Here is a 22,169-nt window from a genome sequence, read left to right on the forward strand (position 1 = left end):
CATGGTCTATGGCGATTCCAACAGCTGGGGCTGGATCCCCGTCGAGGACGGCTTTCCCAGCACCCGCTACAGCGAGGACAAGCGCTGGCCCGGCATCCTCCGAGCTGAGCTGGGCAATGGCTTCGAGGTTGTCGACGAAGCCTTGAGCGGCCGGACGACCGACATGGACGACCCGACGGTCCTGAATGTTGGTGGCGCCGGCCTGGACGGTGCCGAGTACCTGCCGGCCGCCCTTGCCAGCCATCTGCCGCTCGACCTGGTCATCATCATGCTGGGCACCAACGACCTGAAGGCGATGTACGACCGCTCCCCGTTCGGCATCGCGCTCGGCGCCGGCGAGCTGATCGACATCGTGCAGAGCACGGAGGGCGGTGTCGGCACCGAGTACCCGAACCCGCAGGTCCTGCTGCTGGCGCCGCCGCCGCTCGGCAAGCTGTCGCCCGAGGTGTTCCAGGAGATGTTCGAGGGCGGCGTGGAGAAGTCCCAACAGCTCGGCGCCACCTTCGAGCCCATCGCGAAGGCGGCCGGCGCAGAGTTCCTCGACCTGAGCAAGGTGACCGCGACCGACGGCGTGGACGGAATCCACTTCACGGAAGCTGCCCAACGCAAGATCGGCATGGCCGTCGCGGACAAGGTGAAGGCGATCTTCAACTAGCCGCCTCAGGATCCTCGGGCGGCGGAGGTCAGCCCGGCTGCATGGCACCGTACTGGGCTCGATGCAGCCGGGCATAAACGCCGCCCGCGTCGACCAGCTGGTCGTGGTGCCCCTGCTCGGCGACCCCCAGTTCCGTCACCACCACGATCCGGTCGGCGTTGCGGATCGTGGCCAGCCGGTGGGCGATGACGAGCGTCGTCCGTCCCTCCGCCAGCTCGGACAGCGATTGCTGGATCAGGGACTCGGTCTCGGTGTCGAGGGCCGAGGTCGCCTCGTCCAGGATCAAAATCGGCGGATTCTTGAGGAACATCCTGGCGATCGAGAGCCGCTGCTTCTGCCCGCCCGACAGCTTCACCCCCCGTTCGCCGATCACCGTGTCCAGCCCGGCCGGTAGCTGGTCGATCAGCTCTTCCAGGCGTGCGCGCTTGGCGGCCTCGCGGATCTCCGGCTCGGTCGCGTCCAGCCGACCATAGGCGATGTTCTCGCGGATCGTGCCGGCGAACAGGAACACGTCCTGCTGCACGATGCCGATCTGGCTGCGCAGCGACGGCAGCGTCATCTTGCGGATGTCGATGCCGTCAATCGTGATCCGGCCGCTGTCGATCTCGTAGAAGCGCGGCAGCAGCGAGCAGATCGTGGTCTTGCCCGCACCGGACGGGCCGACGAACGCTACCGTCTCGCCCGCCTCGATCGAGAGGTCGACATCCCGCAGTACCGGGCGCGCCGGGTCGTAGCCGAACGCGACCTGCTCCATCCGGATGTCACCATGCAGTCGCCGCACGTCGATCGCATCCGGCGCGTCCACGACATCGGGTTCGGTGTCCAGGAACTCGGTGTAGCGCCGGAACCCCGCGATGCCCTTGGGGTAGGTCTCGAGGACCGCGTTGATCTTCTCGACCGGTCGGAAGAACACGCCGACCAGGAGCAGGAACCCCACAAAGCCGCCATTGCTCAACTCGTCGTGGACGACGAAATAGGTGCCGGCCAGCATCACGACGAGCTGGGTCAGCCGCATGCTGAGGTAGCTGAGCGACATGCTGGCAGCCATTGCCCGGTAGGCCTCGAGCTTCGTCTGCCGGTACTTGTCGTTGTTCTCCGCGAAGAGCCGGCGCTCGTGGTCCTCGTTGGCAAAGGCCTGCACGACCCGGATGCCGCCCACGTTCTCCTCGATCCGCGCGTTGAACTCGCCGACCCGGCCGAACAGGGCACGCCAGGTCCTGGTCATCCGACCCCCGTAGCGGCTGGTGATCCAGGCCGTGATCGGGACGATCACCACGACGATCAGGGCCAGCGGCGGATGCACCAAGAACATCAGGATGAACGCGCCGACAAAGGTCATGATCGCGATGAACAGGTCTTCCGGGCCGTGGTGAGCGACCTCGCCGATCTCCTCCAGGTCCTTGGTCAGCCGCGCGATCAGATGACCTGTCTTCTGGTTGTCGAAGAAGCGGAACGAGAGCTTCTGCAGATGGTCGAAGCTCTTCCGGCGCATGTCGGTCTCGATGTTGATCCCGAGCATGTGTCCCCAGTAGTTCACGATCACCATCAGCACCGTGTTGACCAGGTAGACGGCCAGGAGAGCGACCGAGGCCAGGATGATGAGATTCCAGTCCTGCCCGGGCAGCAGGTCGTCGATGAAGGAACGCACGGCCATCGGGAAACTCAGCTCGAGCAGGCCTGACAGGACGGCGCACGAGAAGTCGAGGATGAACAGGGTCCGGTAGGGCCGGTAATAGGCAAAGAAGCGGCGGAGCATGCCGGAAGAGTTCTTTTGCGCTGGATGGCGGGCAGACGGAGCCGCAGGTAGGGCCTGCCCGGCTAGACCTGCAGCCATGACACGTCAACAGCGATCGGCGAGGCCAGTCCGGTGCCAGCGCCTCAAGGGGATGCCGCCGGTCTCGCCGGACGCCATGCCCGCTTGATCCGGCACTGGGCACGTGCCACCGCTGGCGACCGGGCCACGATCCTGATCAGGAGCCGATCGGATGATCCACGAGTTGCGCGTCTATCATTGTGTCCCCGGCCGTCTGCCGGCCCTGTTGCAGCGCTTCGAGAATGTGACGCTGCAGCTCTGGGAGCGGCACGGAATCCGCCAGGCCGGGTTCTGGACGGTCGGGATCGGCGAGACCAACCAGGCCCTCTACTACCTGCTCGCCTGGGAGTCGCTGGCCGAGCGCGAAGCGAAGTGGAACGCGTTCATTGCCGATCCGGAGTGGCTGGCCAAGCGCGCGGAGAGCGAGCGGGACGGTCCGATCCTGGAGCGGGTCGCGAACCAGATCCTGATCCCGACTGCCTTTTCCGCTGTCAGGTAGCGACACTCGCCGACCTTTCGGTGCAACTGCAGCCAGCTGGGACCTCACGCGACAGTGTTGCTCATTGACGATCCTGTGACTTGCCATGCACGAGGGTCTCGAGCGTCGCTTAGGTGACGCGCAGCCGCGAACTGGGGATTGGCGGCATGTGGCGTTGGATGAAGAGGCTGCTGGACACGCGGCCGCGCGAACTCCCGCTGGCGAAGCGGGATCTTCTGCACCATGCACACGTGGATGGGCTGCCGACGCGCTGGACCGAGCAGAGCTTCTCGACAGCCCTCGAGTGGTCGTCCGGGCGGATGGCCGCCCGCCGCAGCATGGATCCCCCGTCGGGCTTTGCCGGCTAGCTTGCGGGCAGCCGGGCGAGCAGACGGTCGGCATCGTCCCGCCCGGCCGCCTTTGCCCGGGTCAGCCATTCCCGCGCCAAGGTCAGGTCCTGCGGCACGCCGGTCCCTTCCAGATAGGCTCGGCCCAGCGTGATCATCGCGCTGGGATGCCCGGCATCGGCAGCCTCCATCAGCATCTCCACCCCGGCCTCCGGATCGGCGGTGACGCCGTTGCCCGTCAGCAGTCTGCGCCCGAGATCGGCCTGGGCAGATGGATGTCGCGCCTCCGCCGCCGCTTCCAGCATCGCGATGCCCGACGGCATGTGGCCATAGGTCGAATCGCCGCTCATCAGGACCTGCGCCAGCCGGTTCATGGCACTGGCATTGCCTGCATCGGCTCCTGCCTGGAGCAGGGGAACCGCCGCGCCGACATCCTTGGAGACGCCATTGCCGTCAAGGTAGGCGATACCCAGCTGCGTGCTGGCGAGCGGGTCGCCGGCAGCGGCAGCCTCGGTCAGCAGTTCGATGCCGCGTGCCGCGTCCGCGGGCACCGTCTCTCCCTCCAGCAGGGCGCGACCATAGGCTGTCTTCACCGACACGTCGTCAGCGGCAGCGAGAGCCGCCTCGGCATAGGCGGCCGCCTTTTCCGGATCGGCCGGCACGTCTTCGGCACGTAGATAAAGCCGTGCCAGGTTGGCCGCACCGCGTGGATCGCCCTTGGCTGCCGCCTCCTCCAGCATCTGCAGCCCGCGCGGCACGTCTTTTGGGACGCCGCGCCCTTCGACATAGGCACGGCCGAACACGGCCATGGCCGCCGTGTCGCCACCCTCGATCGCCCTGGCGGCCCAGGCCTGCGCCTTCTGAGGGTCAGCCGTCACGCCCTCACCGTTCAGGTAGGCTGCGGCCAGGCCGCCAGCGGCACGCGGATCACCCGCTTCGGCTGCGGTGGTCAACCAACGCAGGCGCTCGGCGTCGCGTCCGGTACCTCGGGTGACGGCGGCCAGACGCGTGGCCGATTGCGTGTCCCCGGCCTCGGCGGCCTGCTCCAGCCAATACAGAGCCTGTTCCTCGTCCGCCGGCGCCAGACTGCCATCGCGGTAGATCCGCGCCAGGCTGCGCATTGCGTTCACGTCCCCGTCCGCGGCGCGCGCCTGCAGCGACGCCATGGCCCGGCTGGAGGCCTCAGGGATCTGCTCGCGGGTCTTGCCTTTCGCCAGTTCCCGTTCGGCGACCCGCACCATCGCCTGCTCGTCACCGACTTCCGCCGCTTCCGCCCACAGTGCGTCGATCCTGGCCGTATCAGTGCTGCCGTTCCGTTCGAGCGTGCGGGCTAACTCCGCCGCAGCACCGGCAGCACCACCGTCGGCAGCCATCTGCAGCAGCTGCTGTCCCCGCTCCATCTCCACCGGCACGCCGTCGCCGCGCACCAGCATCTTGCCCAGCAGGTACGCCGAATCCGCCTGCCATTCCGACGGCACCAGTACCGCCCGCTCGAGAGCCGCCTTTGCCTTGACCGGATCGCGGTTGTCGGGGCCGCGCAGGTAGTAGCGAGCCTCGAACAGCAGCACCATCGGGTGGCCGCTTTGCGCGGCCTCGTCATAGTTCATGGTAGCGCCGTACCGGTCGCCGGATTTCTCTGCCCTGCGAGCCCGCTCGAAGGCGCGGCTCGCTGCGGGCGGCACGTTGAAGGCGGTGGCGGTCTTGCCGCTCTCCGGCGTCCAGGTCGTGCCGCAAGCGCTCGTCAGTCCCAGCACGACACTCAAAAGCGCCACGCGGCAGACAGACAGCCCTGGTGAGGTCATGGTTCGCGTCCCAGTTCGACGGCAGCAGCGCAGCCGGGTAGGCATCGGCCGAGGCGATGCATAGCGGATGGTCGATGTTTGTTCAGCAGGGTTGAACTTCCGGCCGAGAGCCAAGGGGACATCATGAACGCACCTGAACCGTCTTCCCGCCCTCCCGTCGCGCGCACCGTGGACGTGGTGCATGAACGATTCGGGGTGCGCTGGCAGGATCCCTACGCGTGGTTGCGCGACCCTGACTTCCCGGCAGTCACCGACAAGGAGATCCTGGCCTATCTGGAGGCCGAGAACGCCTATGTCGACCGCATGACCCGGGATCTGAGGCCGGCGGTCGCGTCGATCAAGGCCGAGATGAAGGGAAGGATGGCGCCGGACGACGCCTCGGTGCCGGTTCGCCACGACAACTACTGGTATCATTGGGCATTCAGAAACGGTGCGCAGTACCGCACCTGGTACCGCCGTGCCGACGATGCGGCCGAGCCTGTCGTCCTGCTCGACGAGCCGTCGCTGGCCGCGGGGCTCGACTTCTTCAGGACGGGTGGCCCGATGCCGGCCCCCGACCACCGTATGGTCGCCTATGCGACCGACGAGGACGGGTCGGAGCGGCACGCGATCCATCTGCTGGATACGGCGAGCGGCGAGACCAGGCGCAACCTCGCCACCAACACCTCCGGCGGCGTCGTGTGGGCGAGCGACGGGCGGTCGTTCCTGTATGTCGAGCTGGATCCCTCCCTGCGCCCGTTCAGGGTACGGCGCCACCATCTCGCCGGCGCCACGGCCGATCCGGTCGTGTACGAAGAAGCGGATCCGGCCTATTTCGTATCGATTGGCCGGACACGCTCGCGCGCCCTGGTCACGATCACGGCCGCTACGCACGTCACCAGCGAAGTGCGCCTGCTGGCGCCGACGCTGGAAGGCGACCTTCGCCTGATCGATCCGCGCAAGGACGGGCGCTGGTACGAGGTGGACGAGGCGCACGGCATCTTGTGGATCCGCACGGACGACACGCATGTGAATTTCCGGCTCTGCCGCGCGCCGCTCGATGCGCCCGAGCCTGCCAGCTGGCAGGAGGTCCAGGCGGGTTCGGACGACGTCTATCTCCTGGATGCCGACTGTTTCGACGGGTTCACCGTCCGCAGCGAGCGTGTCGATGGGCTGGACCGGCTGGTGCTGGCGTTCGACGACGGGACGGAGCGGGTCGTCCGCTTTCCCGAAGCGGTCGGCACGCCGCATCTGGGCGAGAACCGGATGTTCCGGACCGACCGGCTGCGGGTGACGTTCTCCTCGATGGTGACGCCACCGACCGTCTACGACCACCATCTCGCCGACGATCGTCTGGAGGTGCGCAAGGTCCAGCCGATCCCCTCGGGCTATGATCCGAGCCGCTGGCGGACCACCAGGATCACGACGAGGGCGGCCGACGGTACCGGCGTTCCCGTCAGCATCGTGTATCCCATCGACTTTCCCAAGGACGGCAGCGGCCGCATCCTGCTCACAGCCTATGGCGCCTACGGCATGGGCATGCCCCCGTCGTTCGGGCTGCAGCGCCTGACCTATCTGGAACGGGGCGTGGCTGTTGCGACCGCCCATGTGCGGGGCGGGGACGATCTTGGGCGGCCCTGGTACCTGGCGGGCAAGCTGACAAGCAAGACCAACAGTTTCACCGACACGGTCGCCGCCATCGAGGGGCTGATCGCCGATGGCTGGACGGCCAAGGGCAACATCGCCTTGCAGGGCGGCTCCGCCGGCGGCCTGCTGGCTGGCGCCGTCGTGACCATGCGCCCTGATCTCTTCGCCTGCGTCGTCGCCGACGTGCCGTTCGTGGACGTGCTGAATACCATGTCCGACCCGAGCCTGCCGCTCACGCCGATCGAGTGGCCGGAATGGGGCGATCCACTGACCGACGAGGAGGCATTCCGCACCATCCTGTCCTACAGCCCCTACGACAATGTCCGGCCGCAGGCCTGGCCGCCCATGTTCGTCACCGCCGGCCTGACCGACCCGCGGGTGGGTTACTGGGAGCCGGCCAAGTGGGTGGCGCGGATCCGTGCCACCCGCACGAACGACGCGCCGCTCCTGTTCAAGACCAACATGGGAGCCGGTCATTTCGGCAAGTCCGGCCGCTACGACGTGCTCGACGAGCGGGCCCTGGTCGCCGCCTTTGTGTTGCAACAACTCGACAGCTTGGATTGACTCGCAACGATGGCAATGCCTTCCTCCGTTGCAGGTGAGCGTTGCCCGGTCGGTCCGGACAACGCCTGACACTCGTGCAGGCGAGACAATGATGCGAAAGATCCTGTTGGCCAGCGCAGCCCTGATGGGGCTGGCAGCGATGGGCGGGGCCGCCCAGGCGAAGACCTTCGTGTTCTGCTCGGAGGGCAGTCCGGAAGGTTTCAATCCACAATTCTACACGGCCGGCACGACATTCGATGCTACGTCAGAGACGATCTTCAACCGCCTCGTCGAGTTCACCTATGGTGAAACGACCCTGCAGCCCGGCCTGGCGGAATCCTGGGAGATCTCGCCGGACGGCAAGGAATACACTTTCCGCCTGCGCAAGGGCGTGAAGTGGCACACGACGGACGACTTCACGCCGACCCGTGAATTGAATGCCGACGATGTCGTGTTCACCTTCGAGCGTCAGTGGAACAAGGACCATCCGTTCCACGCGATCGGCGGTGCCAGCTACGAGTACTTCGACTCGATGGGCCTGCCCGACCTGATCTCCAAGATCGAGAAGGTCGACGACTACACGGTGAAGTTCACCCTGAACGAGCCGGAAGCGCCGTTCCTGGCGAACCTCGGCATGGACTTCGCCTCCATCCTGTCGGCCGAGTATGCCGACCAGATGATGAAGGCCGGCACCCCCGAGAAGCTCGACAACGACCCTGTCGGCACCGGGCCTTTTCAGCTGGCCGCCTATCAGAAGGACGCGGTGATCCGCTACAAGGCGAACCCGGACTACTGGAAGGGCAAGGCCAAGATCGACGACCTGATCTTTGCGATCACGCCCGACGCGTCGGTGCGCTATCAGAAGCTCAAGGCCGGCGAATGCCACCTGATGACCTACCCCAATCCTGCCGACCTGGAGGCGATGCGGCAGGATGCGGACATCAACTTGATGTCCCAGGAGGGCCTGAACATCGGCTATCTCGGCTACAACACCGAGAAGAAGCCATTCGACGACGCGAAGGTGCGCCTGGCGCTCACCATGGCGATCGACAAGGCTGCGATCATCGACGCGGTCTACCAGGGTGCGGGCACGGCGGCCACCAACCCGATCCCGCCCACGATCTGGTCGTACAACGAGGCCGTGAAGGACACGCCCTACGACGTCGAGGGGGCGAAGAAGCTCCTGGCCGAGGCGGGCATGCAGGATGGCTTCGAGACAGACCTTTGGGCCATGCCCGTGCAGCGTCCCTACAACCCGAACGCGCGTCGGATGGCGGAGCTGATCCAGTCCGACTGGGCAAAGATTGGGGTCAAGGCGAACATCGTCAGCTTCGAATGGGGCGAGTACCTGAAGCGTACCGCGGCAGGCGAGCACCAGACGCTGCTGATGGGCTGGACCGGCGACAACGGCGACCCGGACAACTTCCTCCACACTCTGCTCGGCTGCGATGCGGTCGGCAGCGCCAACCGTGCGCGCTGGTGCTACAAGCCGTTCGATGATCTCGTGGTCGCTGCCAAGCGTACCACCGACGTCGCCGAGCGGACCAGACTCTACGAGCAGGCCCAGGTCGTGTTCAAGGAACAGGCTCCCTGGGCGACCGTCGCCCATTCGGTGGTCTTCAAGCCGATGCTGAAGAGCGTGCAGGGCTTCAAGATCGATCCGTTCGGCGGCCACCAGTTCTATGAGGTCGACCTGGCCGAATAGGCCCGGCCGACGCGCATGTCGACGAGGGCGGGGGAACCCGCCCTCTCTGCTTTTGTATTGAGACGACCTTGATCCGATTCGTTCTTTCGCGCCTCGCGGTGCTGGTTCCGACCTTTCTGGGGGTGGCGTTCGTCGCCTTCATCTTCATCCGCCTTCTGCCCGGTGATCCAGTCGAACTCATGGCGGGCGAGCGCGGCACCACGCCGGAGCGCCATGCCGAGCTCATGGAGCGGTTCGGTTTCGACCGGCCATGGTGGGAACAGTATGTCACCTTCCTGGGCAACATCCTCCAGGGGGACCTCGGGCGGTCGATCGTCACCAAGGCACCCATCCTGGACGAGTTCCTGACCCTCTTCCCCGCCACCCTGGAACTCTCCATCTGTGCCATGATCTTCGCCGTGGCGTTGGGGCTTCCCGCGGGCGTGCTGGCGGCCACCCGGCGCGGGACGTCACTGGATCACGGCGTCATGGCGGTGACGCTTACCGGCTACTCCATGCCGATCTTCTGGTGGGGCCTGCTGCTGATCATCCTGTTCTCCGGCATCCTGCAATGGACACCAGTCAGCGGCCGGATCGATCTGTTGTACTTCTTCGAACCGGTGACCGGTTTCATGCTGATCGATTCCCTTCTCTCCGACCAGGCAGGCGCATTCCGCTCGGCGGTCTCCCACCTGATCCTGCCGACGATCGTGCTGGGTACCATTCCGCTGGCGGTGATCGCGCGGCAGACCCGTTCGGCCATGCTCGAGGTGCTGGGCGAGGACTATGTCCGCACCGCACGTGCCAAGGGCCTGCCCATGCGGCGGGTGATCGGCCTGCACGCCTTCCGCAACGCGCTGATCCCGGTGGTCACCACGATCGGCCTGCAGACAGGCGTGCTGCTGGCGGGCGCCATCCTGACCGAGACGATCTTCTCCTGGCCAGGGGTGGGGAAATGGCTGATCGATTCGATCTTCCGGCGCGACTACCCGGCCGTGCAGGGCGGGCTGCTGCTGATCGCGAGCGTGGTCATGATCGTCAACCTGCTGGTGGACCTGACCTACGGCCTCATCGATCCGAGGATCCGTCATGGCCGCTGAACTGACCGCCACGAAGCCGCCGCACCCGTTCATCGAGGGCTGGCACTACTTCAAGCAGAACAAGGGCGCACTGGCCGGACTGGTCGTCTTCGCGTCCTTCGTGCTGATCGCTGCACTGGCGCCGGTCATCGCACCCTATGCGCCGGACGTGCAGGACCGTGCCGCGAACCTGGTGCCGCCGGCCTGGCAGGCCGGCGGGTCGATGTCCCACCTGCTCGGTACGGACGCCGTCGGCCGCGACCTCCTGTCCCGCATCATCTATGGCGGGCGCTGGTCCCTGTTCGTCGGTCTGGTCGTCATCCTGGTCTCGATGACCGGCGGCATCCTGCTCGGGCTGGCGGCGGCCTTTGCCAGAGGTTTCGTCGACACGTTGATCATGCGGGTGCTGGACGTCCTGCTGGCGATCCCGTCCCTGCTGCTGGCGCTGGTGGTCGTCGCGATCCTGGGCCCTGGCCTGTTCAACGCGATGTTCGCCGTGGCCCTGGTCTACATGCCCCACTACGCGCGGCTCGTGCGCGGCTCGGCCATGAGCGAACTGCAGAAAGACTATGTCACCGCCTCGCGCGTGGCCGGTGCCTCCACGTCGCGCATGATGTTCGTGACCGTGCTGCCGAACTGCGCGCCGCCGCTGATTGTGCAGGCGACCCTTGGATTCTCGACGGCGGTACTCGATATGGCAGCTCTGGGCTTTCTGGGCATGGGGGCGCAGCCGCCTACGCCCGAATGGGGGACGATGCTGGCTGATGCCCGCGAGTTCATCCTGCGGGCCTGGTGGGTCGTCACCTTCCCCGGCCTTGCCATCCTGATCTCGGTGCTCGCCGTCAACCTGATGGGCGACGGCCTGCGCGACGTCCTTGATCCGAAACTGAAGCGTTCATGAGTCTTCTCGACATCCGCAATCTGACGGTGCGGTTCGCCACCGCATCCGGCTGGTTCACCGCCGTGCAGGGCGTGGACCTTACGGTCGACAAGGGCGAGATCGTCGCCATCGTCGGCGAGAGCGGCTCCGGCAAGTCGGTCTCCATGCTGGCCGTGATGGGGCTCCTGCCACCCACGGCCGAGGTGTCCGCCGACGTCCTGTCCTTCGACGGCCGCGACCTCCTGAAGATCAGCCCGAGCGAGCGCCGGTCACTGACCGGCGCCGACATGGCGATGATCTTCCAGGAGCCGATGAGCTCCTTGAACCCCTGCTTTACCGTCGGCTTCCAGATCGAGGAGGCCATCCGGCAGCATGTGGGGCTGAAAGGCCGCAAGGCGCGCGACCGTGCCGTGGAACTGCTGACGCTGGTCGGCATCCCCTCGCCGGCCCAGCGCCTGTCTGCCTTTCCGCACCAGCTCTCGGGCGGCATGAGCCAGCGGGTGATGATCGCCATGGCGATCTCCTGCGACCCGCGGCTGCTCATCGCCGATGAGCCGACCACCGCGCTGGACGTCACTATCCAGGCGCAGATCCTCGATCTGCTGGTCGAGCTCCAGCAAAGGCGCGACATGGCGCTGGTGCTGATCACGCACGCCATGGGCGTGGTGGCGGAAACCGCGCAACGCGTGGTCGTCCAGTATGCCGGGCGGCAGGTCGAGCGGCAGGACGTGTTCGGCCTCTTCGACCATCCGCACCATCCCTACACGGCTGCCCTCCTGGGTGCCTTGCCCGAGCGATCGGCCGAAGGTGCGAGGCTTGCCTCGATTCCCGGCGTGGTGCCGGGGCAGTTCGACAAGCCGAGCGGCTGCCTGTTCCATCCACGCTGTCCGCGCGCCGACGAACGCTGCATCCGGGTCGAGCCAGTGCCCGCCGGCCCGGCCCTCGGCGAAGCCCTCTGCCACTATCCGCTGGGGGCTGACCGATGAGTGCCGTGATCGAGGCGAAGGACCTCACCCGTCATTACACGGTCAGGCGCGGCCTGTTCGCCGGCTCTGCCACCGTGAAGGCGGTCGACGGCGTCAGCTTCAGCGTGCCGCGCGCCGGCACGCTGGCGGTGGTCGGCGAATCCGGCTGCGGCAAGTCCACGCTCGGCCGGATGGTCACCCTGATCGAGCAGCCGACCACCGGTACGCTGCGGCTGGACGGGCAGGCTGTCGAGAAGGTCACGCCCGAGTTGCGCCGAAAGGTGCAGATCGTGTTCCAGAACCCGTACGGGTCGCTCAATCCGCGCCGCAAGATCGAGGACACGCTCGCCGAGCCGCTGATCATCGCTGGCGGGCATTCCTCGGCGGAGCGCCGTGAACGGGTCCAGGCCATGATGGCCAAGGTCGGCCTGCGCCCGGAACACGCGGCCCGCTACCCGCACATGTTCTCCGGCGGGCAGCGCCAGCGCATCGCAGTGGCGCGCGCCCTGATGCCCGAGCCGGAAATCATGGTGCTGGACGAGCCAGTATCGGCGCTCGACCTCTCGATCCAGGCCCAGGTGCTGAACCTGTTGATGGACCTGCAGGACGAGTTCAAGCTCGCCTACCTGTTCATCAGCCACGACCTGTCGGTGGTCAGGCACATCGCCCAGGACGTGATGGTGATGTATCTGGGCCGTGCCGTGGAGATGGGCCCGAAGACGGACGTTTTCGCCACGCCGCGCCATCCCTACACACGCGCCCTTCTGGCGGCCACGCCGATCGCCGACCCAAGGCGCAAGCGCGAGCGGATCAAGGTGACGGGCGAACTCCCCTCGCCGCTGAACCCGCCGAGCGGCTGCACTTTCCACCCACGCTGCCCGCTGGCCAATGGCCGCTGCAAGGTCGAGGTGCCCAAGCTCACGCTGGCCGGCCGCCAGCTCGTGGCATGCCATGCGGTGGAGGAAGGCCGGGACGGTGCCTGAAGAGGCATGAGCTGGGCTGCAAGCTGAGGCAGATGCGCGTCGGACGAGATGCGGGGCACGTCCTGGAGCGTCCAGGACGTGAGCTTGCTTGGATGTCCGCAAGCCTCGACGGCTGCTCAATCGGAAAGGTGGCGAATCAGTCCGACAACGCTGCTCTGGCCAAGTCCTGACGAAGCACCATCGGACCGGCCATGGGCACGTCCTGGTTGATCAGGTGGCGCTCGACCGTATGTCCATCATCCCAGCCGCTTCTCCAGCCCGTGGCACGGGATCATCGTGTAGATGGCTGTCCTTCCATGGCCAGGGCCCAGCCGAGACTGGCGCGAAAGCCTCATCCGAGCAAGGTGACCAGGGATATGGCCTGTCACCTCTTCGCCGGAGCAACGCCGTTGCCTGTTTGGATGGTCCGGCGGTGCCAGATCAGCCGATGCTACCCATCTGACGACGGTTCATGCGGTGAACTGGTCGGTGCTTTGCAGATCCATGGCCATGCAGAGCAGCCAGAGCTGGCAGAGCGGTTACGGATCAGGCCGCCGTGGCGCACGCGCCGGTACAAATGGCGTCGCTTCATGGTGCCGAAGAGCTTCTCGATCAGGCCACGTAGCGGCATGATGCGACGTTCATCCACCTATGCCGACGGCGAGTGCTTGGCTTGATGCCGTCGGTGCATGATCCGGTCGGTGATCCCGGCCTCTGCCAGAGCGTCTCACCGCCTCACATCAGCGGCGATGCTTCCTCCAATGTCGGCACCGGCAAGGATGGCTTTGCGAATCAGGTCAGTGCCTTGATCCACCGCCAGGTGCGCCTTGTAGCCGAAGAATCTGCACTGCTTAGTACCGGATGAAGCCAGCTATCGGATCGCGCCCCGACACCTCACCTTCCCGCATGGGCGGCCGCTTCACGTCCGCCTCCACCAGCGCGGTATCCATCATCGTGCCGGCATTGATCACCAGGCCGCGCTGCTCGAGTTGCCGGTTCGCGTGTCGAGCACGGCTTCAGCCAGACCTGCCTTGGCAGGGTCAATCCGGAAATGCGACAAGGCGGTAGCGTCCGGCACCGCCTCCTCCAGGTCACGATTGAACAGGCGGCTTTGCCGTCCAGCAGGAACGGCAAGGCCATGAGCTGCACCAGCGGCGGATTGGCAGATCGTCCGGCCGATTCCCGACGCATTGGCTGCAAGAGCGTCTCGATCGGCGCCCAGTCCACCCTGATCCGCTCCAGGCACTGGTTGCTGCCAAAGGCTGTCGGCAACAGCGCCTCGGCCAGGCTCACCTGACCCACCGCCTTGCGTACCATCGGCTGCCTCACGTCCTGATGAGCAGGATCGAATCACAACAGCACAGCCAGACTCCGGGTTTCGCCTCAGCCTCCACGACCACCGGCCGTTACTGCACAAGTGTGGAATAGTCAGGGCGCCATGTGACTTCCCGACAATCAACAAGCCAAGCTGCCTGTGTTCAGCACCACGCGAGTGGTCATGTCGGGCTCAGCCGGCAGGGGCAGGATCTGTCCTTCTTCGTCGGAAGGCCCGGCCCCGCCGCCAAATAGCAGAACTTGCCACCTGACCTCGGCTGACCCGATCCCCCGGCATGGCCGTAGACGCGTTGACGGCGACTTGCCCGGCCAAGCGTCCAGCAGCGCCGCAGCGCGCCCGAGGAAGAGAGAAGACGTTGTCCGCCCGGTCCGCCTTCGCGCTGCACGGGAGGGCAACACCAGAAGCCGGAATGACATCGGGATGTCCTGGAGCCAGCTTCATTCCAGATCGTCTACCGGCGTTCTCGCCATGTCCGACCTGATGGTTCTGGCTATCTCGTGACGTCGCTCCGGGCGCCGTCGGAGAAGCAATCGCAGCCGCCGGTTTCCTTCAGGGCCACGAGCCTCTGAGCCGGTTCACCACAAACAAAAAGGGAGGGCGTTTGCCCTCCCTTTTCAGGATCGAGTGCGCAGGAAAGCGCCAGCTCAGTTCCAGTTGTCGTCGAAGCCGCCGCGATCGCCACGGCCACGGCCGCGCGACGAGCCGGGCGAACGCGAGGGACGCTCGCCGAAGCCGCCACGGTCGTCGAAGCCGCCGCCAGCAGGCGGACGGTCGGCACCAAAGCCACCGCCAGCCGGCGGACGGTCGGCACCGAAGCCACCGCCAGCACGCTCGGCGCCGAAGCCACCGCGAGGACCGCCGAAGCCGCCACCGCCGCCGCCACGCGGGCCGCCGAAGCCGCCACGGTCGCCACCAAAGCCACCGCGATCACCGCCAAAGCCGCCACGCGGGCCACGGTCACCGCCGCCAGGCCCACCGAACCCGCCACCACGCGGACCACGGTCACCACCGGGGCCACCAGCCGGACGACGATCCTCGGCCTGACGCACCGCAAGGGCACGCCCCGCCATCTGGAAGCCGTCCATCTTACGGATTGCGTTCTCGCAAGCCTCTTCAGTCTCCATCTCGATGAAGCCGAAACCACGGCTACGACCGGTTTCCCGATCCGTCGCGATCTTGACCGCCACGACGGGACCGTGGGGAGCGAAGAGCTGTTCTAGTTCCTCAGGCGTCGTCGAATAAGGGAAGTTGGCTACGAAGAGCTTACGAGTCATCGGCGAGTCCGGCAAAACCGCGCGTGCGGGTGGGAAGTACAATCAAACGTGAAAGGGATGCGCGCATCATTGGAGGCAGATCGCCTGACCCTTCAAGCACAACGGGCCCGGCTCCGACCTGCTCAACAAGCCTGGAGGAGTGAGGCGCGATCGCCTTACCGCTGCAGAACGATGACAGAGCCAAAGATGAACCGACTGTCACGAACAGGGCGTCTTCTCGTGTAGCGACACATTCCGATCGCTCTTATACACGAGAGCGTCGCCACGCGCCACGGAGATTCGCGTATCCATGGAGATCCCGTCACGAGGTCTGTCAGCCACCGCAGCGGGCCCGAGCGAGGCCGAAAAGACCGCCTGCCGGCTTGAGATCAGTGGCATCGTCCAAGGCGTCGGCTATCGCGAATGGCTGGTCAAGACCGCCCTCAGGACAGGGCTGACCGGGTGGGTCCGCAACCTTCGGGACGGCAGGGTAGAAGCCCATGTCGAAGGCCTTGACGGTTCCATCCGCCAGCTCATCGAAGCCTGCTGGCGCGGCCCCAGCCATGCTCGTGTCACGGATGTACGTGCCTCGCGCGTCGCACCGGAGCATGCCGAGGATTTCCGGCGCCTTCCTACCGCCTAGACGAGAACTGCTTCGAACCGCAGCCTCACATAGTCGGCCGTCCAGTGGCCGCGGCCGTCGCGGAGGGCTGGCGCCAGCATCCCTTCCACCCGCTCGAGGAATGGCTCCCGTCGATCGGCGGGAAGATGCTCGGTCCAGGGCCCGGCGAAGGTGCGAAGCCAGTTCAGCATGCCGGTCGGCAGCGGCGTGGGCCGCGGGATCAGATCGATCGAACGGACGGTGAAACCGGCTGCTTCCAGCCTGTCCTTCTGCTCCGCCGGGCTTGGAAAGTACCAGGGATGGAGTGCCCGGGCATCCAGCCCGAACTCTGCTGCCGCCACGTGCAAGGCCACGATCTCCGCCGCCACGTTGCCAGCACCGCCCATCTCCGCGACGAAGCGGCCGCCCGGGCGAAGCGCGCGCGCCACTGAGCGCAGCACGTCGTCGGGCCTTGTCATCCAGTGCAGCGCCGCATTGCTGAACACGGCGTCGAACCGGCGCTCGAAAGGCAAGGCGTGACCGTCCGCGACCTCGGCAGGAATCCCCTTCGCCATCGTGGCGGCCACCATCTCGGGTGAACCGTCCGCGCCGACCACCCGTGCGCCCCGCGCCTGGATCTGCTCGGTCAGCACGCCGTCGCCGCAGCCGAGATCGAGGATGTCCTGACCATCCACGGGCCCCAGCAGATCGAGCAGCGGCGAGCCGAGGACGGCCACGAAGCCCGCATGCTGCCGGTAGTTTTCTGCATTCCAGGTCTGGCTGGTCATGGTGTCCTTCCTGTCTGCAACATGATGCAACTGCCGCACGGTCCAGCCAGCTGCGATCTTGTGCAGAACTCTTCTAGATCCGATCATGCGCCGGGACTGCTGAGACGACCTCATGATTCCTTCATCCCTGCCATGATCTCGCTGAAAGCGGTCCAGGCCTTTGCCGCCATCGTGCGCCACGGCAGCGTGGTGCAGGCCGCCACCGAGCTGGGCGTGACCGGCTCGGCCCTGTCGCATCTGCTCCGCGAGCTGGAAGGCAGGCTGGGTACGCCCTTGTTCGAGCGGGTCGGGCGTGGCCTGGTCCCGACGGAGGACGGCCGGCGCCTTGCCGATGCGGTCGTGCCAGCGTTCGCCCAGATCGACCGGGCGCTGGCCGATTTCGGGCGGCGGCGGATCGAGCTTCGCATCAGCACGCTCTCGACCTTTGCCAGCAGCTGGCTCATCCCGCGCCTTGCCCGCTTCCAGGCCCGGCACCCCGATATCGAACTGCTCGTCGCCACCTCCACCCGCAACGTAGATTTCGAGCGGGAGAGCTTCGACTGCGCCATCCGTCACGGTCAAGGCAACTGGGCGAACGTGCAGGTGAAGAAGCTCTATGACGACAGCCTCGTCCCCGCCGTCAGTCCGCAGCTCGCCGCCGAAACCGGGCTGCAGACACCTGCGGATCTGGCAAAGCTGCGGCTCCTGCATGGCCGGGCACGTCGCGGGGACTGGGCGGTATGGCTGGAGCAGGCGGGTGTCCATGGGATCGACACGAGCCACGGCCCGGTATTCGAGACGCGGGCCCAGGTGGTGCAGGCGGCGATCGGGCGGCTGGGTGCGATGGTGATCGATCCCTGGCTGATCGCCGACGAGATCCGCCAGGGCCATCTGGTCATTCCGTTCGGCCCGGTCGTGCCGTTGCCGGCTGCTTACTGGCTGGTCTGGCCGCAGCGCCGCGCCAATGCCCGGCCGCTATCGGTCTTCCGCGACTGGCTGGATGAGGAAATCACCACCGAGATGGCACCGCTGGGAGTGAACCGATGAGCCAAACGTTGCTGACCACCTGCATGATCGCCGCCGAGCCCGACACGCTCGCACCGGACGGTTCGGAGATCCGCTTCCTCCCGCAGCTGAAGGGCGGAAGCATGGTGCACTGCCGGGTGCCCGCCGGCGGCACGACGCTTGCGGTCCGGCATCGCACGGTCGAGGAGGTCTGATACGTGCTGGCCGGCGTCGGCGAGATCTGGCGCAAGCTCGATGGCGAAGAACGGGTCGACGAGTTGTGCGAAGGCACTGCCGTGACCCTTCCGCTGGGGGTCCATTTCCAGTTCCGCAACACCGGGCGCAGCCCGCTGGACATCGTCATCGTCACCATGCCGCCCTGGCCGGGGATGGACGAGGCGGAGCGGGTGCCCGACCACTGGGAGGTGCAGCACCCGCCCAAGGCTTGACCTGGCTAGGCGTACCGCTCGGGGATGCGCTGGTCCGGAGTCAGGATGTCGACGGACTGCTTCAGGATCTGCAGGCCGTGGCTCTTGTCGGGGTCGGACTGCCCGCCGATGGTGGTGTTGACCACGATCGTGATGTCCTTCGACGGCCGGTAAGCCATCACGGGGTTCCAGCCGAAATACAGGCCGTTCTGCATGATCCAGCCATTCGCGACGATCACACCCATCGCGTAGTAGAGATCGGGCGCGTTTTTTCCGAGACCGACGGTGGCGGGCGCCGTGAGCAGCTTTTGCGACTTGCTTGACAGCACCGCCCCTGATCCCAGGAGCCGGATCCAGCGGGCGACGTCGCCCAGGTTGCTGTTCATCAGGCCGCTGTGCGAGACCCAGGCCGGGTCCCACATGGTCGAATCCTCGAAGCGGCCGAACTCGCGGCTGAAGGCGTGCAGGAACGGCGCCCGCAGCGCGATGCTCGATGGGTACTCGGTGTTGTACAGCCTGTTCGGGCGAAGAAAAGCTTCCTGGAGCAGCGTCGCGATGGGCGTGCCGGTGGCGCGCTGCAGTGCCTCGCCCAGGATCACCGCGTTGGTGTGCGAATAGCCGAAGCTCTTGCCGGGCTCGAACTGCATCGGCATCGACAGGGCGAGATCGATCAGTTCCTGTGCTGTCCAATGATGGAGGAGGACACTGCGCTTGCCGGAGAGAAAGGCCTGGCTCGCCAGGTAGTCCGGGTAGCCCGAGGTGTTCAGGCTCAGCATGCGCAAGGTCACCTTGTCAGCGCTCCGCAGCCTCGGGAACCAGCGGGACAGCTTGTCGTCGAGGTCGAGTCGCTTCCTGTCCGCCAGATGGAGCAGCAAGGCGTTCACATAGGTCGTCGTGACGACGGCGGCCCGAAAATGCATGCCGAGCCTGACGGGCTCGCCGCTCCCCGAGAAGCCCAGCGCCCGACGCAGGAGCTTCTGCTCGCCCACCCAGACACCGAACAGGACCGATCGAAGCCCATGCTCCACCTTGTAGCGCGCCACGGCGTCAGCCAGGCGTGGGGCCGGATCATGGCTCGCTTCCGCGGAAGACGTGATAGCGGAAGCAAACGCGCCGCCAGTGAAAGCCATGATGGCCCGACGAGCTATCCTCATCTTTCCTCCCCGCTGATCTTCTCAATCCAGCTCGTATTCTTGAGGTGCAAAAATCGGAAGCACCGAGCAAACGCAGCAACTGATTGGTCGACGGAGGCTTGAATTCTCCGCAAGGACTTGATCTTGATGCCTCGGATCTTTCAGGGCTTCCTACGCCTGCGCCAGAACTGCCCACACTTCAACGTCTTCTGACCAGGACAATTTTACAGCATACATTCTGCCGAACAAGCAACCACGTTCCGGTCCCTGCCGCCACCGGCGTGATGTTTGCCCTGCCAGCGCGCAGACGCTAAACGCTGCGGCGGGATTTCGTGAGGTCGAATGGTGCAGCCAGTTCAAGTCATCGGCGGCGGGCTCGCCGGGTCCGAGGCGGCTTTCCAGTTGGCACGGCGCGGCGTGCCTGTCCTGCTGCACGAGATGCGGCCGGTACAGGGGACCGCGGCCCACAAGACGGACCGGCTCGCCGAGCTGGTCTGCTCGAACTCGTTCCGCTCGGACGATCCGATGGGCAATGCGGTGGGCCTGCTGCACGAGGAGATGCGGCGCCTGGGGTCGCTCGTGATGTGCGAGGCGGACCGCCACAAGCTGCCGGCGGGCGGCGCGCTGGCAGTGGACCGGGAGGGTTTCGCGGCCGCGGTCACCGCGCGGATCGAGGCCGAACCCTTGATCCGGATCCAGCGGGACGAGGTGACCAGCCTGCCGGGACCCGAGGCCGGTCTGGTGATCGTCGCGACCGGTCCGCTCACCTCCAACGCACTGGCCGAGGATATCCGCAAGCACACTGGCGAGGATCAGCTTGCCTTCTTCGACGCGATCGCACCGATCGTGCACAAGGATTCTATCGATTTCGACGTCGCCTGGTTCCAGTCCCGCTACGACAAGCCCGGACCGGGCGGCACCGGCGCCGACTATGTGAACTGCCCGCTCTCCGAGGAGCAGTACGACGCCTTCATCGACGCCCTGCTCGCGGCGGAGAAGGTCGACTTCCGGGACTGGGAGACCTCGACCCCCTATTTCGAAGGCTGCCTGCCGATCGAGGTGATGGCCGAGCGCGGTCGCCGGACTCTTTCGTTCGGGCCGATGAAGCCGGTGGGCCTGACCGACCCGCGCACCGGCAGGCGCCCGGCTGCCGTCGTCCAGCTGCGCCAGGACAATGCGCTCGGCACCCTGTTCAACATGGTGGGCTTCCAGACCAAGCTCCGCCACGGCGAGCAGACCAGGGTATTCCGCACCATCCCGGGCCTGGAGCGCGCGGAGTTCGCGCGCCTGGGGGGACTGCACCGCAACACCTTCATCAACGGTCCCAAGCTCCTCGACCCACAGCTGCGGCTGACGACGGTTCCCCATGTCCGCTTCGCCGGCCAGATCACCGGCTGCGAAGGCTATGTCGAGAGTGCCGCGATCGGCTGGCTGGCCGGTTTCTTCGCGGCGGCCGAGGCGCGTGGCGCCTCCCTGGAGCCGTTGCCGTCCGTGACGGCGCATGGCGCCCTGCTCGGCCACGTCACAGGCGGCGCAATCGCCGAGACCTACCAGCCGATGAACGTGAATTTCGGGCTGTTTCCGCCCCTGGAGGACAAGGTGCGCAAGGACGGCCGCAAGGCGGCGATGGCACAGCGTGCCCTGGATGCATTGGATCGCTGGAACCCAACCGCAAGGTGAGGACGCGGGGCGCTTGTGTCGCGTCGAAAAGCGGCTACGGTGCGGTGCATGCGGGCTGGGGCGGATTGTTCCGGCCGTGATCCCTTCCATCTCCGGCATGTTCGAACCGATAGCCTGATGTCGTCGCGCACCCAGCCGTTCCAGATCCGCGGCAGCTTGCAGACGCTCCTGTCGTTGCGCCTCGTCGAGCCGCACGATCCGGAGTTCTTCGGCAAGTTCCTCGACAAGATCGCGCACAGCCCGGACTTCTTCCGGAACGCGCCGATCGTGCTCGACGCTGCCCCCGTCGCCGGTCTGCCGCCGATCGACATCGCTGCGTTCGTAGCCAAGCTGCGCGAGCACCGGATCATTCCCGTGGGTCTGCAGAACGGATCGACGGAGTGGAACGAGGCGGCGGTGACCGCCGGCCTCGCAATCCTGCCGGAAGGCCGGCATGTCGAGCCGGCGCGGGCGAAGGAACCCAGTGCTGCGCCGGAAGCGGCCCCCACGCCCACCGGCCGCGCCTCGCCCTCGCCTGCTCTGGTCGTGCGGGAGCCCGTCCGCGGCGGGCAACAGATCTATGCGCCCGACGGCGACATCATCGTCGTTGCACCGGTCGGCCACGGCGCCGAGCTGATCGCGGGCGGCCACATCCATGTCTATGGCTCGTTGCGCGGCCGGGCGTTCGCCGGCGTGGACGGCGACGAGCAGGCAATGATCTTCTGTGACCACTTGGAAGCCGAGCTCCTGTCGATCGCCGGCATCCACATGGTCAACGAGCAGTTCGACGAACGTCTTCTGAAGAAGCGTGTGAAGGTCATGTGCGACGGCGAGCGCCTGGTGGTGGCGCCTCTCCCCTGATCGTCAGCCCGCCTGTCTTCCGAGTTCTTCTCGATTGTGCCTCCAGGGAGGGCAACCTTGTCCAAGGTCATCGTCGTTACCTCCGGCAAGGGCGGGGTCGGTAAGACCACTTCCGCCGCCGCGATCGCGACCGGTCTCGCCATGCGCGGCAAGAAGACGGTCGTAATCGACTTCGACGTGGGCCTGCGCAATCTCGACCTGATCATGGGTTGCGAGCGCCGCGTCGTTTTCGATTTCATCAACGTCATCAACGACGGCGTCCGCCTCAACCAGGCGCTGATCAAGGACAAGC

22 protein-coding genes are annotated in these 22,169 nt (G+C 66.2%); 17 read left to right on the top strand and 5 right to left on the bottom strand.

Annotated features, from left to right (window positions below; genetic code table 11):
- The first annotated feature begins 1 nt into the window (after window position 1).
- On the top strand, window positions 2-655 hold the full coding sequence (locus VHL31_RS23305; protein WP_329663646.1) for an SGNH/GDSL hydrolase family protein: 654 nt from the start codon (window positions 2-4) through the stop codon (window positions 653-655).
- Window positions 656-683: 28 nt separating this feature from the next.
- Here the strand turns inward: VHL31_RS23305 and VHL31_RS23310 are convergent, their stop codons facing one another.
- Window positions 684-2,411, bottom strand: coding sequence for an ABC transporter ATP-binding protein (locus tag VHL31_RS23310; protein ID WP_329663647.1), 1,728 nt, complete (start codon window positions 2,409-2,411; stop codon window positions 684-686).
- A gap of 229 nt (window positions 2,412-2,640) precedes the next feature.
- On the opposite strand from VHL31_RS23310, the gene VHL31_RS23315 reads away from it, so the two are divergent.
- Window positions 2,641-2,967 carry an NIPSNAP family protein gene (locus VHL31_RS23315; protein WP_329663648.1) on the top strand — a complete coding sequence of 109 codons (327 nt, stop codon included), beginning with the start codon at window positions 2,641-2,643 and terminating at the stop codon, window positions 2,965-2,967.
- A gap of 113 nt (window positions 2,968-3,080) precedes the next feature.
- On the top strand, window positions 3,081-3,314 hold the full coding sequence (locus VHL31_RS23320) for a hypothetical protein (protein WP_329663649.1): 234 nt from the start codon (window positions 3,081-3,083) through the stop codon (window positions 3,312-3,314).
- Here VHL31_RS23320 and VHL31_RS23325 read toward each other — a convergent pair.
- Window positions 3,311-5,095: a hypothetical protein gene (locus VHL31_RS23325; RefSeq protein WP_329663650.1), complete on the bottom strand. Its 1,785-nt coding sequence runs from the start codon at window positions 5,093-5,095 to the stop codon at window positions 3,311-3,313. The genes VHL31_RS23320 and VHL31_RS23325 overlap by 4 nt on opposite strands.
- Window positions 5,096-5,218: 123 nt before the next feature.
- On the opposite strand from VHL31_RS23325, the gene VHL31_RS23330 reads away from it, so the two are divergent.
- The 7 genes from VHL31_RS23330 to VHL31_RS23360 all read left to right on the top strand — a co-directional run bounded on the left by VHL31_RS23330 (window position 5,219) and on the right by VHL31_RS23360 (window position 14,131).
- Window positions 5,219-7,285, top strand: coding sequence for a S9 family peptidase (locus tag VHL31_RS23330; RefSeq protein ID WP_329663651.1), 2,067 nt, complete (start codon window positions 5,219-5,221; stop codon window positions 7,283-7,285).
- 88 nt (window positions 7,286-7,373) lie between these two features.
- Complete coding sequence (locus VHL31_RS23335; RefSeq protein WP_329663652.1) at window positions 7,374-8,969, top strand: ABC transporter substrate-binding protein; 1,596 nt, start codon at window positions 7,374-7,376, stop codon at window positions 8,967-8,969.
- 68 nt (window positions 8,970-9,037) lie between these two features.
- Complete coding sequence (locus VHL31_RS23340; RefSeq protein ID WP_329663653.1) at window positions 9,038-10,048, top strand: ABC transporter permease subunit; 1,011 nt, start codon at window positions 9,038-9,040, stop codon at window positions 10,046-10,048.
- Complete coding sequence (locus VHL31_RS23345) at window positions 10,038-10,928, top strand: ABC transporter permease subunit (protein WP_329663654.1); 891 nt, start codon at window positions 10,038-10,040, stop codon at window positions 10,926-10,928. The genes VHL31_RS23340 and VHL31_RS23345 overlap by 11 nt, the downstream gene beginning before the upstream one ends.
- Window positions 10,925-11,893, top strand: a complete 969-nt coding sequence (locus tag VHL31_RS23350; protein ID WP_329663655.1) for an ABC transporter ATP-binding protein — start codon at window positions 10,925-10,927, stop codon at window positions 11,891-11,893. The genes VHL31_RS23345 and VHL31_RS23350 overlap by 4 nt, the downstream gene beginning before the upstream one ends.
- Window positions 11,890-12,855, top strand: coding sequence for a dipeptide ABC transporter ATP-binding protein (locus tag VHL31_RS23355; protein ID WP_329663656.1), 966 nt, complete (start codon window positions 11,890-11,892; stop codon window positions 12,853-12,855). Before VHL31_RS23350 ends, VHL31_RS23355 begins: the two co-directional genes overlap by 4 nt.
- Before the next feature lie 1,117 nt (window positions 12,856-13,972).
- Window positions 13,973-14,131, top strand: a complete 159-nt coding sequence (locus tag VHL31_RS23360) for a hypothetical protein (protein WP_329663657.1) — start codon at window positions 13,973-13,975, stop codon at window positions 14,129-14,131.
- 683 nt (window positions 14,132-14,814) lie between these two features.
- Here VHL31_RS23360 and VHL31_RS23365 read toward each other — a convergent pair.
- A complete protein-coding gene (locus tag VHL31_RS23365; RefSeq protein ID WP_329663658.1) occupies window positions 14,815-15,444 on the bottom strand; it encodes an RNA-binding protein in 630 nt (209 codons plus the stop codon).
- Window positions 15,445-15,733: 289 nt separating this feature from the next.
- Here VHL31_RS23365 and VHL31_RS23370 point away from each other — a divergent pair, with 289 nt between their 5' ends.
- Window positions 15,734-16,066 carry an acylphosphatase gene (locus VHL31_RS23370; protein ID WP_329663659.1) on the top strand — a complete coding sequence of 111 codons (333 nt, stop codon included), beginning with the start codon at window positions 15,734-15,736 and terminating at the stop codon, window positions 16,064-16,066.
- On the opposite strand, the gene VHL31_RS23375 is transcribed toward VHL31_RS23370, so the two are convergent.
- Window positions 16,063-16,812 carry a class I SAM-dependent methyltransferase gene (locus VHL31_RS23375; protein WP_329663660.1) on the bottom strand — a complete coding sequence of 250 codons (750 nt, stop codon included), beginning with the start codon at window positions 16,810-16,812 and terminating at the stop codon, window positions 16,063-16,065. The two genes, VHL31_RS23370 and VHL31_RS23375, sit on opposite strands and share 4 nt — an antisense overlap.
- A gap of 132 nt (window positions 16,813-16,944) precedes the next feature.
- On the opposite strand from VHL31_RS23375, the gene VHL31_RS23380 reads away from it, so the two are divergent.
- The 3 genes from VHL31_RS23380 to VHL31_RS23390 are packed head-to-tail and all read left to right on the top strand — an operon-like array spanning window position 16,945 to window position 18,245.
- Entirely contained in the window at window positions 16,945-17,838 is an 894-nt protein-coding gene (locus VHL31_RS23380) for a LysR substrate-binding domain-containing protein (RefSeq protein ID WP_329663661.1), read from the top strand.
- Window positions 17,835-18,011, top strand: a complete 177-nt coding sequence (locus VHL31_RS23385; RefSeq protein ID WP_329663662.1) for a hypothetical protein — start codon at window positions 17,835-17,837, stop codon at window positions 18,009-18,011. The genes VHL31_RS23380 and VHL31_RS23385 overlap by 4 nt, the downstream gene beginning before the upstream one ends.
- A gap of 3 nt (window positions 18,012-18,014) precedes the next feature.
- A complete protein-coding gene (locus VHL31_RS23390; RefSeq protein ID WP_329663663.1) occupies window positions 18,015-18,245 on the top strand; it encodes a hypothetical protein in 231 nt (76 codons plus the stop codon).
- A 5-nt stretch (window positions 18,246-18,250) separates the two neighbouring features.
- On the opposite strand, the gene VHL31_RS23395 is transcribed toward VHL31_RS23390, so the two are convergent.
- Window positions 18,251-19,378 (bottom strand): serine hydrolase domain-containing protein, encoded by a 1,128-nt coding sequence (locus VHL31_RS23395; RefSeq protein WP_329663664.1) that lies wholly within the window; start codon window positions 19,376-19,378, stop codon window positions 18,251-18,253.
- Window positions 19,379-19,699: 321 nt separating this feature from the next.
- Between VHL31_RS23395 and trmFO the strand changes: the two genes are divergently transcribed.
- The 3 genes from trmFO to VHL31_RS23410 form a co-directional block, all read left to right on the top strand.
- Entirely contained in the window at window positions 19,700-21,037 is a 1,338-nt protein-coding gene (gene trmFO / locus VHL31_RS23400) for a methylenetetrahydrofolate--tRNA-(uracil(54)-C(5))-methyltransferase (FADH(2)-oxidizing) TrmFO (RefSeq protein ID WP_329663665.1), read from the top strand.
- Between the two features lie 117 nt (window positions 21,038-21,154).
- Window positions 21,155-21,877 carry a septum site-determining protein MinC gene (gene minC, locus VHL31_RS23405; RefSeq protein WP_329663666.1) on the top strand — a complete coding sequence of 241 codons (723 nt, stop codon included), beginning with the start codon at window positions 21,155-21,157 and terminating at the stop codon, window positions 21,875-21,877.
- Window positions 21,878-21,934: 57 nt separating this feature from the next.
- On the top strand, window positions 21,935-22,169 hold a 235-nt coding region (locus tag VHL31_RS23410; RefSeq protein WP_329663667.1), incomplete at its 3' end, for an AAA family ATPase.

The organism is Geminicoccus sp. (assembly GCF_036263595.1).
Lineage (GTDB): Bacteria > Pseudomonadota > Alphaproteobacteria > Geminicoccales > Geminicoccaceae > Geminicoccus.